The 18,390-nt window shown below is 53.9% G+C and carries 8 protein-coding genes and 1 pseudogene; 6 read left to right on the forward strand and 3 right to left on the reverse strand.

Annotated elements, in window-relative coordinates; all coding sequences use genetic code 11:
- Positions 1-84: 84 nt before the first annotated feature.
- The 4 genes and pseudogenes from HFP08_RS07550 to HFP08_RS07565 all read left to right on the forward strand — a co-directional run.
- A pseudogene (locus HFP08_RS07550) lies at positions 85-608 on the forward strand (PD-(D/E)XK nuclease family transposase); the annotation flags it as partial.
- 456 nt (positions 609-1,064) lie between these two features.
- On the forward strand, positions 1,065-2,570 hold the full coding sequence (locus HFP08_RS07555) for an ABC transporter substrate-binding protein (RefSeq protein WP_168119981.1): 1,506 nt from the start codon (positions 1,065-1,067) through the stop codon (positions 2,568-2,570).
- Entirely contained in the window at positions 2,563-4,284 is a 1,722-nt protein-coding gene (locus HFP08_RS07560) for a sensor histidine kinase (protein WP_168119982.1), read from the forward strand. The genes HFP08_RS07555 and HFP08_RS07560 overlap by 8 nt, the downstream gene beginning before the upstream one ends.
- A 161-nt stretch (positions 4,285-4,445) precedes the next feature.
- Positions 4,446-6,152, forward strand: a complete 1,707-nt coding sequence (locus tag HFP08_RS07565; protein ID WP_168119983.1) for a response regulator transcription factor — start codon at positions 4,446-4,448, stop codon at positions 6,150-6,152.
- Positions 6,153-6,437: 285 nt separating this feature from the next.
- Here the strand turns inward: HFP08_RS07565 and HFP08_RS07570 are convergent, their stop codons facing one another.
- Positions 6,438-7,598, reverse strand: coding sequence for a response regulator (locus tag HFP08_RS07570; RefSeq protein ID WP_240941220.1), 1,161 nt, complete (start codon positions 7,596-7,598; stop codon positions 6,438-6,440).
- A gap of 5 nt (positions 7,599-7,603) precedes the next feature.
- Positions 7,604-9,340 carry a sensor histidine kinase gene (locus HFP08_RS07575; protein ID WP_168119985.1) on the reverse strand — a complete coding sequence of 579 codons (1,737 nt, stop codon included), beginning with the start codon at positions 9,338-9,340 and terminating at the stop codon, positions 7,604-7,606.
- A 156-nt stretch (positions 9,341-9,496) separates the two neighbouring features.
- On the opposite strand from HFP08_RS07575, the gene HFP08_RS29485 reads away from it, so the two are divergent.
- Positions 9,497-11,746: an S-layer homology domain-containing protein gene (locus HFP08_RS29485; protein ID WP_168119986.1), complete on the forward strand. Its 2,250-nt coding sequence runs from the start codon at positions 9,497-9,499 to the stop codon at positions 11,744-11,746.
- 213 nt (positions 11,747-11,959) lie between these two features.
- Positions 11,960-17,464 (forward strand): S-layer homology domain-containing protein, encoded by a 5,505-nt coding sequence (locus tag HFP08_RS07585; RefSeq protein WP_168119987.1) that lies wholly within the window; start codon positions 11,960-11,962, stop codon positions 17,462-17,464.
- Positions 17,465-17,565: 101 nt separating this feature from the next.
- Here HFP08_RS07585 and HFP08_RS07590 read toward each other — a convergent pair whose 3' ends face one another.
- Positions 17,566-18,321 carry an IclR family transcriptional regulator gene (locus HFP08_RS07590; RefSeq protein WP_168119988.1) on the reverse strand — a complete coding sequence of 252 codons (756 nt, stop codon included), beginning with the start codon at positions 18,319-18,321 and terminating at the stop codon, positions 17,566-17,568.
- Between the last annotated feature and the right edge of the window lie 69 nt (positions 18,322-18,390).

Consider the following 18,390-nt stretch of genomic DNA (forward strand, 5'->3'; position numbering starts at 1 on the left):
AGCTGTGAAGAAATGAAACAGGAAATGCGAATTCGAATATAATGCACCAATGGGTTCAATTTCGCAGAAAAATGATATAATAGTAATGTGTTTCATTTACGGGAGGATCGAACAGGAATTACGCTTATAGATGATATCGAATTGCATTTTCTGGAGCTTTCCAAGCTAGGAGATAATGCTGTAGCAATGGAGGGCGGCGGTTTGGTAAATTGGCTGTTGTTCCTGAAGGGTGCGGATAAATCCAAGTGGGAGGCTTGAGTATGAATGAACCTGTATTGAAGAAAGCGATGAATACGCTGGAGTTCCTCAGTCAGGACGCGGAGGCCCGCCGGTTGTACGAGGATCGTCAGAAGTTTCTGCACGACGAAGCTTCTATGATTGAGGGGGCTCTTGCAGAGGGGAGAGCTCAAGGGAAAGCCCAAGGAGAAGCTATAGGAGAAGCAAGGGGTGAAGCAAGAGGTGAGGCAAGAGGAATCATTGCAGGTCAGCAACAGAAGGCGAGAACGATGGCAGCAGAGCTTCTTGCACTCGGTGTGGATCCTGCCGTCATTGCGAAAGCTTCCGGATTGACTGAGGCGGAGGTACTCGCTCGAAAGAATCAGAACTAAAAATAAGCATTAACAAAGCCAGCCTGTTGTTACGTATAGGCTGGTTTTCTTTATTCTTATAGCGTATAACATTTCGGGTAGGGGCTTCCGTCTAGCGCTGGTGACCAGCGTTACAGCCCCATCCCGGGCCGCTTTCTGCACTGCAACGTTGGTGACCAGCGTTACAGGATCGAAAAGCAGCACGGTACAGCGCATTTGCGCTGCTTACCTCTGACAAAAACACCGTCAGGCTTTTTTCTCATGTCCAGCTTTCGTTTGAATCTGAAGAGGCCTATTGTGTGCGGCTTTTTAGGTGCTTCATTAAAGTGATACATTCGTAAATTATGGTAAATGTGAGTCATGTTCTTTAATTTCAGGCATCCCACCTTAAATCCTTGGTCTATCCCCCCATCGCGGACTCCTGTAAAATAGGAATAGTATCTTCATTTCGCAATACGAAACGGGGTCTTCGATGCGATGCGCAAACCTACTATAGCCGTGATCTCCGCGCTGCTCTTAATCAGTCTGCTTGTAAGCGCTTGCCGCGGCGACAACAATAATGAGAGTGCGATATCTTCGGCCGGAACCGGCAATGACAAGATCGTTACGCTCCGAATGATCATGCCCGGAGACGAATCGCCGCGCATGAGGGAGTTCGTGGACAACGAGCTTAACGCGAGGCTGCGGCATGATCTGAACATGGAGCTCGACCTGACCTATATCCCGTGGGGGAGCTATCAGCAGAAGCTTGAGCTGGCCCTCTCTACCGGCGAGAAATATGATCTGTTCTGGTACGGCACGCCCTTCGTGTCCGGTTATATGACGCAGGGCTATATTCAGCCGCTCGACGATTTGCTCGAGCAATACGGCAGAGATCTCATCGCGAATATTCCCGCCGAGAATTTCAAGCTCGATCGTATTAACGGCAAGCAATGGGCGATTCCGTCCCAGGCGTTCACGTCCGCCGGCAAATTCACATCGATGCTGGTCCGTCAGGATCTGCTGGAATCGGTCGGCATGAGAGAGATTCGATCGATTGCCGATTTGGAGCTATTTTATAAGAAGGTGCATGAGAGAGATCCAAGCTATTACGGCTATCTGGAGACGGATCGCGGCCAGGATATTCTATGGAGGGAAATTGGGGGCCGCAATTATACGATGTTGGACGAGCGGCAGCTGTTCGCGGTAGATGAGGATTCGGGCGAGCTGATGAATTACGTGGAGTCCGAGCTGTACAAGAAGACGGTCCAGCTTCGCGAATCCTGGGTGGACAAGGGCATTATCGATCGCGATCTCGTCGGCAATCCGGCGGCGAAGATCGATCAGGAGAATGCCGGCAAGCTGCTCTTCCGAGTCGGCGCGGTGTCGCGCGCAATGGAGAATTGGCAGACCGCCCAGAAGGCTGATCCGAACGCCAGGCTTCGCGAATATTATTTGTCGCCGGGCAAGCCGAAATATATTACCGCCCCCAGCAATGAAGCGTATATGATTCCTTCCGCCGCTGAGCATCCCGAGCTCGCGATGCAATTCATGAACTGGATTTTGCAGAGCAAGGAGAATTACATGTTCATCATCTACGGCGTAGAGGGCGTCGATTACGAGCTGGATGACGGTGAGATCAAGCTGCTGACGAATGATCAGCTCATGTACGAGTGGATGTGGCGGAACACGAATTACTTCACAGCGCCGAGGATTGTGGATGATGAAGTAATCGACGATATGCTCGGGAATGACGATAACGCTCGAATTTCCAAGCTGTTCGGCTTTCACTTTAACGAAGAGCCGGTGAAGAACGAGCTGGCCAAGGTGATGACGGTGTACAAGGAGAAGTTCGAGCCAATCAACTTCGGTCTGGTCGGTTACGACGAAGGCTATGAGGATGCGATTCAGTCGCTGAAGAAGGCCGGACTTGATATCGTGTTCGCCGAGGTGAAGAGGCAGTTCGAAGCCTTCCGCGCGCAAACGGGGGATGAGGATGAATAATTTTGGCATATTCCCCAAGGTGATCGCCACGCTCGTCATTTTGCTGACGCCGATTCTGATTCTGTATGCGATCTCCAACCGGACAAGCGTCGGCTTGCTGAAGGACGAGATTATGAAGGTGAAGCAGAATCAGATCGAGACGTTCGCAAGCCAGCTCGACCACACCTTGGTGCAGCTCGATACGTATCAGAAGATGCTGTACGAAAGCACGGATGTGCGCAATTTGGCGTATCCGGATCTGCTGGGTGATATTTTGCAAAAATACAGAACGGTTCGTTCCGTATCCGAGGAGATTGGCCGCCTTGCCGGCTACGGGGATTGGAAGGCGGTCATCGCGGTTTCTTACCCGAAGACGGGGAATGTGATCAAGAGCAATTCCAGCCTGAACGCTCTGCCCTCGCAGCTGCCGGCCGAGGATATGCTGTGGCAGTATTTCGACGATCCGAACGGCTCGTATTTCATGGAGGTGTTATCCTATCCGCGAAGCGACGGCTCGCAGGATGAGGCGGATATGCGGGTCATTGTGAAAATGGATGTGGCGGAAATCAAAAGCGCGTTGTCCGATTTCAAGTCGAATGATTCGGGAGATCCGTTCCTCTATCAGCCTGGCAGCGCGCCGATCTACAATTATACCTCCGACCGGAAGCTGATCGACGAGCTGCTGACGGACTTTAAGCCGGATTTGCCTCGGGACGAGGGTTATTTCCTCAGCAAGGCGGGAGCTTCGAGCTACCAGATTCATTATCAAAAGGTAGACGCGCTTGGCTGGTATGTGTTCGATTATGTGCCGATCTCACAGATTATGGCGCCAATCGACCGCAATCTGACGATGTTTTACGCGATCTCATCGATGATTCTGTTCATGGCGGTGTTTCTGGCGTTTATCGTGTACCGCAATGTGAGAATTCCGTTCCGCAAGCTGCTGCAGAGCATGAATATGATCGAGAAGGGCATTTACTCTATCCGAATGAAGGATAAGCCGCGAGGCGAATTCCGCTTCCTATACGATCGCTTCAACTCGATGGCGTCGCGGATCGAAGCGCTGATCGAGGATGTGTTCAAGGAGCAGCTGCGGTCTAAGGAAGCGACGCTGAAGCAGCTGCAATCGCAGATTAATCCGCATTTTCTCTATAATACGCTTGCTTACATCAAGAGCATGATCGAGCTCGACGAAGAGGAAGCGGCGATCGCGATGACGATGAATCTCAGCAAGTATTACCGCTACACGACGAAGACGGGCAACAAGCTGGCTACGCTGGCGGAGGAGCTGGACATGGTGTCGCATTACCTGGCGATTCACAGCTCGCTCATGGACGGCTTTGAATATGAGATCGAAGTGGATCCCAACATGCTGCAGATGGAGGTGCCGCGCCTGATCGTGCAGCCGATTGTGGAGAATGTGATTCTGCACGGCTTCAAGAATCAAAGCGGCTTCGGCCTGATTCGCATCACCGGGACGCTGGATGGCGGGCAGGCGCAATTGACGGTAGAGGACAGCGGTGTCGGCATGGAGCGGTACGCGCTCGAGGCGCTCAATGTTCGCAACCGGGCCGACAACACGGAGACGATTGAATCGGGCATGCAAAATGTGCATCAACGGATGAAGCTGCTGTTCGGGGAAGGCTCGGGCTTGATGCTCCGGCGCTCGGCGCTTGGCGGCGTGTGCGCGGAGCTGACGTGGACGAGCGGCGGGAAGCAGGGCGATCAGACGTAGATGGGCGAGACGCAGAATGACCAGGAGCGGGACGGCGGGAAGTAGAACTACGACACACAGCGGAGAGAACAGCTCATTCTGGAGAAGCGATCCCAAGAATGATCGTCTCTCACAGCAACATGTCTGTAAGCAACTAAAGTTAGACAGGGGAGGCGATGGCTGTGTACGAAATATTGCTTGTGGACGATCATACCCACTTGGTCGACAGCATGGCGATTACGATTCCATGGGAAGCGATGGGCATCGCGGCGGTGCATAAGGCTTACTCCGGCGAGGAGGCGCTGGAACTGCTCGCTTATCATGCCATCGACATTGTCGTCACGGATATTCAGATGAACGGCATGAGCGGGCTCGAGCTTATTTCGCGCATTAATGAAAAGCAGCGCAATGTGCGAACGATTATTTTGACAGGCCACGACGAATTTCAATATGCGAAAGAGGCGCTGCACAATCGCGTATCCGAATACCTGCTGAAGCCGGTGCCCAACGAGGAGCTTGCGCAAACGGTGCGAAGGCTGCTCGCCGAGATCGAGCAGGAGGGCAAGGCGCTGGTCGATCAGCAGAAAATTACGGATTTGTTCCGCGAAAGCCTTCCGAGGCTTCGCGAATCGCTGTTGTTGGATTTGCTCGCCGAGCAGAGAATAGCTCCGTCCGCCCTGAAGGAGAAAATCGATCTGTACCGGCTGGGCTTTCGCCTGGATCAACCGGCCACGCTGCTCTGCATCAGGATCGAAGAGGATTATTCGAATATGGATCTGTACAGCGTGTCGCTTCTGGAATACGCTTTCTGCAATATTGCGGAGGAGGTATTTTCGGGACATTATCGCATTTGGACATGCAAGGATCCTTACGATTATTTCATTATGATGGTTCAACCGCTGGAGGGCGAAGAAGGTACTGGTACAGAAGCAGTTGGTCCTGGAGGTATAGAAGGCGGGGCGGCGGGAGATTCAGGAACGAGCTCAGTAACGAGCGCGGGGACAAGAGCATTTCTTGAAGATCTGGCCAGGCATGTGCAGCATCAGGTGAAGCTCTATTTGAAAATGAAGGTGTCGATTGTCGTGAGTCCTCCAGGCAAGCTGCTTCCGGATTTGGCGGGGATGTATCATGCGGCGCTGTCTACCTACTCTGATTTCATCGGCTATCAGACGGAGAGCTATCTGAACGTGATGGGGGATCAGACGAAGATCGCGCTTCGGCCGCTGTCTTCGCTGTACGCGACGCCGACGCTGATGCAATTGATCGACGTGGAGCAATGGGGCTCTTTCGAGGAGAAGCTGACGGCAATCTTCGATGAGCTTGATCATCATGCGGACAATACGAATGAATACGGCTTCGAGATCTACACAGCCTTGCTCCAGGCCTTCACGTATTATGTTCACAAGAAGGGGAAGCGGTTCTTCGAGGTGTTCGGCAGAGATATCGACATGATGCTGAAGGCGGAGGCCAGTTGGAGCTCCGGCCCCCTTCGCGAATGGGCGATGGCCAGCTTCCATCAGCTGAAGGCCTACAGCAGCAATCGCTCGAATCATCTGCGCTCGGAGCTGATGGAGCGGGTATACCGGTTCATGACGGAGCATCTGAGCGAAGCGACGCTTCAGTCGGTAGCCGACCATGTCGAGCTTCATCCGGTCTATGTCTCCAACCTGTTCAAGCAGGAGAGCGGGGAGAATTTCTCCGCTTACGTCCTGCGGTTGCGCATGGATAAGGCCGTGGAGCTCTTGGGCGACAAGGAGCGGAAGGTGAGCCAGATCGCTCTGGAGGTCGGGTACCAGAAGCCGCAATATTTCATCAAGCTGTTCAAGAACCAGTTCGGCATGACGCCTCAGGATTTCCGGAACAAGAATGCCGAGGAGAGCCGGATATAGCTGCGAGCTTGATCGTTTGCGGGTTGGGGCGATTCGACTGCGGGGGATTTTCGCGGCTGCCAATTCATTGTGAATAAGGGTGAGCCGGTTCTAAAGGTCATGCGTGACCGTTAGAGACAGAAATAATTTAAACACTTAATTATCTTCTCTTACGGTTATCGGCGTCCTGTAAAAAAACAAAATGAGAGATAATCGCTTCTTACGGTCAAATGTGGACTTTAGGCTTCAATTCTTGGACAAGTGGTCAAGCCTTCTTGAATCCATCCCGCACAAAAGGATATATGATTAGCCTCCGCGATAGATGGCTTCAATAGCCGCGGGTACTGGAACGCCAAGCTCTTCCGTTAATATTGTTTTGTAGCGGCGGTAATGCTGTTCGATTGCAGCTCGGTTATTGGCGGAGTCTAAGATCATCATCAGAAGCAGATTCGCCTCTTCGTCGAGGTTATTATGGCTGAGCAACCGCCTGCAGACCCGTTTCGCCTCCTCATGTTGATCCTCGGAAATATAGTACCGCACCAGCTTCTTGGCGAAGCCGAGATACAAGCTCTCCATCCGCTCATGCTCGGCAACAGACCATGGATAGCTTTTGTCCTCGAATAATCCGCCACCGTAGAGCTGCTCCATGGAAGCAGCCCCTTCTATCGTATTCACGTCAATTCCCTCGCTCTTGTCGACAAAGCGCTCAAATCGAACGAAATCGGCTTCAATGCTGCTCATATCCAGATGAAGCTGCTCGCGCGAGGTATGGATGATCGCCTTCAGCCCATGTGGATTAAGAGCCTTGCGCAGCTGGTAAACGGCTGTGTTGAGATAGGTTTCCGCGTTTTTGAGAGGCATATCCTGAAAAATATCTTCTATAATTCGGCTCTTGGAGACGCTTCTTCCGCGATGCATGAGCAGATAGAGGAACAGCTCTTGACTCTTCTGCGAAATCCACTTGATCCTGCCGCTGAATTCGCTGGCGATATCAATCGAACCGAATGCCTGAATGCGGAGCTTGGGCAGGGGCGGCTTGACCGAAGGATCGACATGGCGGGAGTTTTCGCCCGCATGGCCGACACTAGCAGCATGAGCAGCTTGTTTGGCGACTTCCGTCTTTCTCGACATTGCGCGTTCCACCGTTTTGCGAAGACGGCTCTTGGTAACGGGCTTGACCATATAATCCAGCGGATAGGCGTCGAAGGCTTCAAGCGCGAAGTCGCTGTGGGAGGTGACGAACACGATGTCGAGCGCCGAGTTCAGAGCTCGCAGCTCGCGGGCTAGCTGGAGCCCGTTGTCCTCGGCGATCATGATGTCGACGAAGGCCAGATCGACATGCTCTTCGCGGATATGCGACAGCGCTTCCCGCGCGCTGGCTACAGAAGCGGTTACCGCCGCCTCCTCCATGCCGGAGAGAAGCTGGCTGATCGCCTTCCTCATGATCGGCTCATCGTCTACAATCATAATCTTCACGTAATCCCTCTCCCTTCGAGCAAAATATGGAACCTGCTTCCTTCGCCTTGCTTGCTCTCCGCCCAAAGCTTTCCGCCATTTAAATGAACGAATCTCCGACAGACAAGCAGCCCAAGCCCGGTGCCCTTCTCTCCCGAGGTTCCTCTTGAAGTGCGAAAGCGTTTTTCATCAAACAGCTCGCGCAACTGATCTTCGTTCATGCCTATTCCTTTGTCTACAACAACAATTTCGACGATGTCTTCTCCCGAAGCGCTCGCCTTAATCTCAACTGTGCTTTCAGCCTTAGAGAATTTGACGGCATTGGACAACAGATTGCGAAGTACAAGCGAGAAGGTGTCACGGTCGGCATGAATGTGGATGAGAGGATTGAAGGAATAGGCAAAGCTGATCTCCTTCACCTCGCTGTTCATTCGCAACTGCTCGACACACTCCTCCACCACCTCGGACAGCTCGATCCATTCCGGCTTTAGCACGATGCCGTCACGCTGGCTGCGGAACCATTCCAGCAGGTTTTCGACCATACCGAAGGAGGTTCGGACTTGCTGCAGCAAAGCGTCGACGGTTTCGCGGCTTTCTGTTCCTGTTTCTTTGCGCTCGTTCTCGATCATTTCAATAAGCTGCATCTGAAGCGCGACAGGTCCTCGTATATCATGCGATACGATGGTGAACAGCTTGTCCTGCAGCTGATTGAGATGAGCGATATGCTCGAGCCGGCGCTGCTTCTCGGTAATATCGTTTAGCACGGTCAGGCTTCCCAGCTTGCGCTTTCCCTGCGACTTCAGAGGCGATACATTCAGGCTGTATACCTTCTCTTCGCCGCCTGTGGAGAAGAGAATTTCGACGGAGCCTTCTCTCATCGTCGCGCACAGTCGCTGCCATTCCGGCCAAGGAGCGAGCAGGGAGGCAGCAGGTTGATTCATAATGGACGTTAATCCCCGCTCTTCGAACAACAACAGCATAGGCGCGTTGCAATCCACGATCATCCCCCGGGCATTCACGATGAGCACGCCTTCGCGCATTGTCTCAACCACGGCGTTTCGAGAGATGGGCACATTGACGAACAGCTTGTGGCGATAAAATAAAATAAGCATCATCATACCCGTGAATCCGCAATAAACGGCCGCGGGCTGCAGCCAAGGGGACAGATCCGGCCGCCAGAGCCTGAGCATCTCCACAGCCGGAGGCATGGTTCCGAACAAGAGGATGAACAGGGCCGGTGTCCGTATTTCGCTTCGAATCGTGCGAACATACATAAGAATTCCAATCATGCACAGTATGTACAGAGATAGATAGAAGAGGCTGTAGCCGACTGCAAAGCCTGATTTGGTCATGATGAGCTGATCATTGCGGAGAGTGACAGTATCATAAATCAAATGAAGCCTCGAGTCGCTCCAATTCAGAGCCGCCCATACGCCAAACGGCAGAAACAGAATAAACCGGAGGCTGCGCAGAAGTCTCTCTTTTCCCAATAAATCAAGCGTTAGTAGAATTAGAAAAGGAAGAATGATGGTATTCATTGTAATTTCGATATAGCGATAGATCAGCTTCGCATCCAGTGAGGAGCTATATAACTCCAGGATTACGCACAAGGAGAAGACGACCCGACAGAACAGCATAGGGATAAAGAAACGAACGCCGCGCTCGCGTCTATGCGAAAGTGCATAAATCAAAATCATGCCGGTCATGCAAAGAGCTAGAATCATGGAGGATAGCGAGAGCCATGAGAGAGTCATCCGAATCAGTTCCTTTGCGCATAGAGGTTAAGTTTAAATTCTACCATATTTCGAGCCTATATCTCATATTCTTTCAGAATTCTTTCAGAGCATCTTGATAGGATAAGCAAACGTATGTGCAAAGAAGAGACTATTCGAAATTGGAGGATTTGTGGAGTGAAAAAAAAGTATAGATTCTTGCCGTTTTTTGTGGTTATGATCATGATTTTGAACACATCGACCTTTGCTGCTGCAGATGCCGGTACAAAGGTAGAGCAATTGCCGAATTGGGCGGTAAAACAGCTTACGCAGATGGCATTACTCGAGGTGCTTTATGGCGATCAGAACGGCAAAATTAATCCAAATGAGAATGTGACAAAGCAGGAAGCCGTTGCTATGACAACCCGGCTAATGGAGCTAGATCCGGTACGGAGCATGGATGTATCGCTGTCAGCAGATGACTGGGCTCAGTTCGCAATAGCGGCCGCGCTCGGAGCAGGCTTGGTTAAGGCGGCAGAGGAAAATACGAAGGACGGAGCAGTATGGGGAGCTCAGACGGCGACCAGAGAATGGATAGCAAGATTAGTTGTTCGAGCGATTGGCAAGGAGCAAGAAGCGCTGCAACTATCTAAGACATTGACGAAGTTCGAAGATAATCGGGATATTTCTCCTGAATATCTTGGTTATATCAATGCAGGCGTTCAATATGGCATTGTCAGCGGCTTTCCGGACAACATGTTTCAGCCTGACACGCTAATTACACGGTCGCAAATGGCAGTGATATTGAGTAACTCCTTACTATACTTCCCGGTAGGACGAGATCATTTTGCGAAGGGAACGCTGGCGAGTGTAACGGGCAGCTCCTTCTCAATCGAAATCGCTGGAACGAACGAGAATTTCAATTGGAATAACAAAACGGTCTTCTTCGGTAATCAATCAGGACAAGAAGGATCTCTGGCCACAATGGTTATTGGCGAGGAAGTCAATGTATTGCATAAAGACGGCATGGCTTTAATGGTGGAAGCTGTTGTACAAGATGAAGAAATCGAGGTCCCTGGAGTGAAAGGAGAGAAAGGAGACAAAGGCGAGCAGGGAGCAACAGGCGAGCAAGGAGGTCAAGGAGCCAAGGGAGACAAAGGCGAGCAGGGTGATACTGGCCCAGCAGGACCGGCGGGTCCGCAGGGTGAGCCAGGTCCTGCGGGACCGGCGGGTGAGCAGGGCGAGCAGGGTCTGCAGGGCGAGCAGGGTCTGCAGGGCGAGCAGGGTCTGCAGGGCGAGCAGGGGCTGCAGGGCGAGCAGGGTCTGCAAGGCGAGCAAGGTCTGCAAGGCGAGCAAGGTCTGCAGGGCGAGCAGGGTCTGCAAGGCGAGACAGGTGCAACAGGTCCGGCAGGTCCGATAGGTCCTGCGGGTGCGAAAGGCGATCAGGGTCTGCAGGGCGAGCAAGGTCCGGCAGGTCCGACAGGTCCGACAGGTCCTGCGGGTGCGAAAGGCGAGACAGGTGCAACAGGTCCGGCAGGTCCGCAAGGCCCGGCTGGAGCTCAGGGTGAGAAGGGCGAGACAGGTGCAACAGGTCCAGAAGGACCGCAAGGCCCGGCAGGAGCTCAGGGTGAGAAGGGCGAGACAGGTGCAACAGGTCCAGCAGGACCGCAAGGCCCGACAGGTGCGCGGGGTGAGAAGGGCGAGACAGGTGCAACAGGTCCAGCAGGACCGCAAGGCCCGGCGGGAGCTCAGGGTGAGCAAGGCCCAACAGGTCCAGAAGGACCGCAAGGCCCGGCAGGAGCTCAGGGTGAGCAAGGCCCAATTGGTCCAGAAGGATCGCAAGGTCCGACAGGCGAGCAAGGCCCAGCAGGTCCGGCAGGGCCAGCGGGTCCGCAAGGTGAGCAAGGTCCGCAAGGCGAACCAGGAAGCTCAAGTAATCCTGCGACTGAAGGTTTCTCGGCATTTTTGGGGAGCAGCACGGGCTCTTCTTCCATGCAATTGACAAATTGGAGCACAGCAAATTCCTTTTACAGCAGCTCCGGGTTTAATGCAGCAAGCGGGAACTATACGGTACCAACTACGGGGAGATATGCCGTAAAAGCAACGATCAATTATAAAACAACCTCCTCTGTTACAACATCAATGGGAGCTGGAATTGATCCTTATTTTTCTGTAAAGAGGATGTCTCCGACCGCGACAGCTTTAATTTCAGGGTCACTTCCCATTCTGGATGTGAATATACCCCTAGTATTAACGATGAGAACGGTGCTCGGAAGCGGAACAGTGACATTGGATGGAGAAGTATACTTGAATGCGGGCGATCAAATTGGTTTGTTTTATGAAGCAGATGGTCTGACCATCTCGCTTGATTTTGGCGGCGCCGACGCTTTAGGAGTGACATGGTCCATGCATAAGGTAGCGGATGATGGCAGCGGATCGTATATTTAAATAACATGGAAATACATGAAACAGAGGAGCCGTCTTGGTTTCTCTGTTTTCATTGTGCGCCTCTATCGAAACCGATGCCAGTCAATGAAAACTAGCTGATTCTTTAAACATTAATCATTGTATTCTTTCATTATTCTTTCAGTGCGCTTTGATAGACTGTTGAAAGTTATGCAATTCATAAAGACAAGAAATTGGGTATTGGAGGAATTTGAGTTGAAGAGAATCGGAATGATATTGTTGTCGTTGTTAATAGCGTGGTTGCCGCTGGAAAGCCATTCGGCGAAAGCAAGTCCTGGGGATACGGTATTCGTATCCGTGTCTACGATGCTTAGTAACGCGATAGCGCTGGATAACATGGGCAATATCTGGGGGTTGGGGGATAATAGCGTTGGTCAATATGGGAATGGAACGACGAGCGGTTCTGCAAATGGAGCGCCGGAGAAGGTGACGGTTCTGGAAGGCGGCAATCCTGTAAGCTTTCAAGACGTGCAGACAGGTGGCGGCTACACGATCGCCTTGGACGATAATGGCCGATTATGGTCTACTGGATCTAATGATGATGGTCAACTGGGCAACGGCACGACGACGAACTCGTTGACATGGGGCAAGCTTAGCGTGATGGACGGAGGAACAGAGGCTGTCTTTACGCAAATTGCAATCGGCAGATTCAGCGCCTTTGCCATAGACAGTCATCGTCATCTCTGGGCATGGGGGTTTCGAACGACTTCCACCCCGAATGTGCCCACGGCGCTCGATGTGATGGATGGGGGGAGCCTGGCTGAATTTGCATCCATTCAGGCCTATGATGAATTCGTGCTTGGGATTGATACAACCAACCATCTATGGAACCTATTTAATGTGTCGATTGTGTCGATGCCGAAATATGCCTTGATGGACGGTGCTTCAGAAGCTTTGTTTCAATCCGTAGCGGTAGGAACCGAAGTTGATGGCAGCTTTGTCGGATATCTGGAAGCGGCACTCGATACGAATGGTCAGATCTGGACCTGGGGTACCAATAAGTATGGACAGTTCGGAAATGGATCAACCTCGACAGATTCTATTGATACACCAGAGAAGCGGGTTATCATGGACGGAGGGAGCGTTGTGCAATTCACACAAGCCTCAGCGGGTAATTCCTATATGCTTGCTCTTGACGACAAGGGGGATATGTGGGCTTGGGGAAAAGATGATCAAGGCCAATTGGGGGATGGAGCGACTTCTAATCCAAATCCTCATAAAGTTTCGGTGATGAACCCGAATACGGGCGGCTCATTGTCCTTCGCTTCGGTGGTTGCGGGCAACGAGAGATCTTACGGCATTGACGATGACGGGGCAATTTGGACATGGGGGCGTGGACAGACGACGCCTGCGTTGCTCAAGCATAATCCTTCCGTATCGTTGTCAGTGTCGGATGCGGCAACGACTTATCTGCAGGAAACCACGTTGACGGCTTCCGTGTCTGGCGATGTTGGAATGCCTTCGGGAACGGTTACGTTCAAAGACGGGGCAACTACGCTGGGAAATGTGACTCTTATGAGCGGATCGGCATCGCTTGATGTTTCAAATTTGGGGGTTGGGAACCACTCTATTCAAGTAGATTATTCGGGAGATGCAGGCTATAACAGCATGACATCCGGCAACTCGACTGTCACGGTTAGTCTCCCCACTGCGCCGTCTCTTGTGATTACGCCTTCCACGATGAGCAGCACCTTCGATCCGGTAACGATGACGGTTTCGCCGACCATCCATGGTGAAGGAAATGGGCTGCAAGCTCTTAAATGGCTGCCGGGCAGCAAGACGGTTGGCAATTTCGCCGGCAGCGGAACGGATATAACGGTGGCGAAGACATTTGACGCGACAAGCAACGGCACTTACACGGTATATGTCGAGGATAAAGCCGGCAACAAGAAAGTGCAGACCGCTACGGTCAACAATATACAGGCTGCGGGTGACGCGACAGCGCTGGAGGCGGAGATAGCTGTGGCGCAGCAGAAGTTGACCGATCATGCGGAGGGCTCGAGCGTTGGCGATGCGCCAGCAGTGGCGCGCACGACGCTGGGGAATGCGATAACGGCTGCGCAGGCGGTGGACGCCGCGAAGGCGAGCAAGACGCAGGCGGAGCTGGACAGCGCGCGGACGACGTTGGAAGCGGCGGTGACGGCGTTCGATGGAGCGGTGATCGGAGCAGGTGACGCGACGGCGCTGGAGGCTGTGATCGCGACCGCCGAGCAGCGTCTGGTCGATCATCCGCAAGGAACGGGCGTGGGTGATGCGCCGAGCGGAGCGCGTGCTACGCTGCAGAGTGCCATTGCTGATGCGCAAGCGGTGGACGCCGCGAAGGCGAGCAAGACGCAGGCGGAGCTGGACAGCGCGCGGACGACGTTGGAAGCGGCGGTGACGGCGTTCGACGGAGCGGTGATCGGAGCAGGTGACGCGACGGCGCTGGAGGCTGTGATCGCGACCGCCGAGCAGCGTCTGGTCGATCATCCGCAAGGAACGGGCGTGGGTGATGCGCCGAGCGGAGCGCGTGCTACGCTGCAGAGTGCCATTGCTGATGCGCAAGCGGTGGACGCCGCGAAGGCAAGCAAGACGCAGGCGGAGCTGGACAGCGCGCGGACGACGTTGGAAGCGGCGGTGACGGCGTTCGACGGAGCGGTGATCGGAGCAGGTGACGCGACGGCGCTGGAGGCTGCGATAGCTGTGGCGCAGCAGCGGCTGGTAGATCACACGGAGGGAACGAGCATAGGCGATGCACCAGCAGCGGCTCGCACGACGCTGGGGAATGCGATATCGGCTGCGCAGGCAGTGGATGCCGCGAAGGCGAGCAAGACGCAGGCGGAGCTGGACAGCGCGCAGACGGCGTTGGAAGCAGCGGTGACGGCGTTCGATGGAGCGGTGATTGGAGCGGGCGACGCGGCGGCGCTGGAGGCTGTGATCGCGACCGCCGAGCAGCGTCTGGTCGATCATGCGGAGGGCTCAAGCGTTGGTGATGCGCCAGCAGCGGCTCGCACGGCGCTGGGGAATGCGATAGACGCTGCGCAGGCGGTGGATGACGCGAAGGCGAGCAAGACGCAGGCGGAGCTGGACAGCGCGCGGACGACGTTGGAAGCGGCGGTAACGGCGTTCAACGGAGCGGTGATTGGCGCGGGCGACGCGGCGGCGCTGGAGGCGGAGATAGCTGTGGCGCAGCAGAAGTTGACCGATCATGCGGAGGGCTCGAGCGTTGGCGATGCGCCAGCAGCGGCTCGCACGACGCTGGGGAATGCGATATCGGCTGCGCAGGCAGTGGATGCCGCGAAGGCAAGCAAGACGCAGGCGGAGCTGAACAGCGCGCAGACGACGTTGGAAGCGGCGGTGACGGCGTTCGACGGAGCGGTGATTGGAGCGGGCGACGCGACGGCGCTGGAGGCTGCGATAGCTGTGGCGCAGCAGCGGCTGGTAGATCACACGGAGGGAACAAGCATAGGCGAAGCGCCAGCAGCGGCTCGCACGACGCTGGGGAATGCGATATCGGCTGCGCAGGCGGTGGATGCCGCAAAGGCGAGCAAGACGCAGGCGGAGCTGAACAGCGCGCAGACGACGTTGGAAGCGGCGGTAACGGCGTTCGACGGAGCGGTGATTGGAGCGGGTGATGCGGCGGCGCTGGAGGCTGTGATCACAACCGCCGAGCAGCGTCTGGTCGATCATCCGCAAGGAACGGGCGTGGGCGATGCGCCGAGCGGAGCGCGTGCTACGCTGCAGAGCGCGATTGCTGATGCGCAGGCGGTGGACGCTGATGCCGTGAACCAGTCGCAGACGGAATTGGATGCGGCAACTGCGGTTTTGAACGCGGCCATTGCGGATTTCGATGCGGCGCTGGTCGGCGTCGTGATTTCTGCTCCAGCAGATGGACTTTACGGCGTTGGGCAGGATCTTTCCATTACCGTCACCTATGGGTACGACGTTGTTGTAACGGGAATGCCGCGCGTTCTGCTGGCCATCGGCACCGGAAGCGTTACGCAAAGCGTTTACGCGATTTATGACGGACAGACGGACACCGCTTTGACGCATCTTCACTTTACGTATGCAGTGCCTGCGAACATAGCGGATGAAGATGGAATCGAGATGGGATCCGAACTGAATCTGCCGGACGGCGCAACAATTATGCGGCAAGGCGGCGGAGCGGCTGATCTGAGCTATGCGGCTCCGAATACGACAGATGTTCGCATTGTAGCGATAGAGCCGGCAATTACATTATCGAGCGTCGATCGAGGCGCGACGGCGGAGATTTCGGTCACGGCCAGCGCGTATGGCGAAAGCTCTACAGGCAATCAGTTAACGGCTCTGCGCTGGGCCCTTGGAAGTCAAGCTGCATCCGATTTTGCGAGCGGAACGTTCGGCAGCGATATTCTGACAACGTCAATTTTTACAGTAACGCAGAACGGCGTCTATACAGTCTTTGCGGAAGACAGCGCGGGAAATCAGGCAACAGAAGAAATTACCGTGTCGAGCATCTCTCCAGCGGTGACGAATCCAGATCCAGCCATGGATTCCGCTGACAATGACGAGGAGCCTTTGTTCCCGATCACCTTATCTTGGAACGAGAACAACTCGAATGCGTTCTCCTTCACTGAGAAGGAGCTTCGGGAGACCATTCTGGCAGTGGACGGAGATCAGCTCATGAACGGTGAGGTTAGCGAATGGGAACTCTCGCTGCCGAGGAAGACGGTCAAGAAGCTGCTCGCTGTTAATAAGAACGGAGTCATTCAAATTCAATCCCGTCTCGGGGTTGTTGAGATTCCCGTCGCGCTATTCGGTAATTTGAATCTTGGCGATGCTGCCTCCATCGCAATAACGCTTGGGCAAGATAAGAGGAACGCGAGCTCGCAATGGGCGGAGGCGGCAGATACCATAGGCGCAACCGTGCATGGACTGCCAATCCAGCTTCACTTGCTCGCCGTGAATAGCGACGGAAGCACCGAGATTGCCTCCTGGAGCGAATATATCTCAGTTACAAGTCCGTTGGAGCAAGGGATGAATCAAGATGCAACCCTGATTTCCAGATATGACCATGAGCAGGACGCATACACGCCAATACCGGCATTGCTTGATGCGGAATGGATCCAGTGGAAAGCGAGGGCTGGAGGCGTTTATGTGCTCCTGTCGCATGAGAAGCAATTTGCGGATGTGCAAGGCACTTGGGCGGAAAATCTCGTCAATCGAATGGGCTCCAAGCTCATTGTGAATGGCATCGACGAAGAGCATTTCGCCCCTATGGCCCAGGTGACGAGAGCCGAACTGACGACGATGCTGGTTAGAGCTTTGGGCATCATTGAACCAACGGGCGGGCCGGAAGTATTCTCCGATGTGGATTCGCAAGCTTGGTATGCGGGGTTTGTTGCCGCTGCTTACGGCGAAGGACTGGTGCATGGCTACGATGACGGTTCCTTCCGCCCGGACGCATCTGTAAGTCGCCAGGAAGCAACGGTGATGTTCATGAATGCAATGCGGCATAGGGAGATTGTGCAAGAGTCGTCAGAGGTTCGATTCGAGCTGTCCGATATGTCCGACGCATCTATGATATCCTCATGGGCGGCGGACGAGATGGCTGAAGCCATGCAAGCAGGCATCATTCAAGGGGATGCTGAGCATCAACTGCATCCCCAGCAGCCGATTACGCGAGCAGAAGCGGCGGCGATGCTGGAACGCATGCTGATTGCGATTGGTTTTTTGAACTAGTTCTCTGAAAAATTATGATAGAGCATATAGGAGAGCAGCCTCAAGGAAACGATCCTTGAGGCTGCTCTTCTTGTCTTTAATATGAGCCGTCTGAGAAAGGCCTACACACGCAGACTGATCTTCTGACTGCATGCGCGCAGCTTGGCGGCGTAGTCCTCAATCATGCTGTCGTCGAAGCGCAGGGAAGGGCCGGAGATGCTCATGCCTCCGAGCAATGTGCCGTCTCGTTTGAAAACCGGCACGCCGACGCATTTGATGCCGAACTCATGCTCCATATTGTCGACACTGTAGCCGCGCCCCCGGATGAGATCGAGCTCATGGAGCAACGCGCTCCGTTCCGTGATGGTGTTCGGCGTATAGGAGGTCATGCTTTGCTCGCTGATCGCCTTCATGGCTTGATCCGGCGGAAGATATGCCAGAATAGCCTTGCCAAGCGAGGTACAGTACATCTCGGCTGTCTCGCCCGTCATCGAGCGAACGCTGTATGAATTGGCAGGATACACGCCTTCGAGATACAGAATATGCGATGCTCTGGGCACTGCGAAGTATATGACTTCGTTCACCTCAGAGGACAATTGACTCAGCGGCGGGTAAATCATGTTGTGCAATCCAAGGCTGGAATTAATGACGAACGCGAGCTCGAGAATCTTCGTTCCGAGCCGGTACTTTCCCGTGTCGGGATTGCGCTCGATATAGCCGCACTGCTCGAAGGTGGAGATGATGTTGTGAACATTGCTTTTGTATAAGCCGAGCTTCTCGCCGATTTCTGAGATGCCGAGCTCAGGCGTGGATACGGAGAACACTTCCAGCACATCGAGAGCTTTTTTCAAGGTTTTAACTTTCGGTTCTTCGGGCATAAGAGGATCCTTTCCTGAAAAATATTCTGAATAATAGAACATTATTCTATTATTAACGATATAATCAGG

The organism is Paenibacillus sp. HB172176, from assembly GCF_011947265.1.
Lineage (GTDB): Bacteria > Bacillota > Bacilli > Paenibacillales > Paenibacillaceae > Pristimantibacillus.

Bases quoted from the DNA above. Each gene is read 5' to 3' on its own strand.
- HFP08_RS07555 (WP_168119981.1), top strand. From the start codon at position 1,065: ATGCGCAAACCTACTATAGCCGTGATCTCCGCGCTGCTCTTAATCAGT.
- HFP08_RS07560 (WP_168119982.1), top strand. From the start codon at position 2,563: ATGAATAATTTTGGCATATTCCCCAAGGTGATCGCCACGCTCGTCATT.
- HFP08_RS07570 (WP_240941220.1), bottom strand. From the start codon at position 7,598: ATGATTGTAGACGATGAGCCGATCATGAGGAAGGCGATCAGCCAGCTT.
- HFP08_RS07575 (WP_168119985.1), bottom strand. From the start codon at position 9,340: ATGACTCTCTCATGGCTCTCGCTATCCTCCATGATTCTAGCTCTTTGC.
- HFP08_RS07590 (WP_168119988.1), bottom strand. From the start codon at position 18,321: ATGCCCGAAGAACCGAAAGTTAAAACCTTGAAAAAAGCTCTCGATGTG.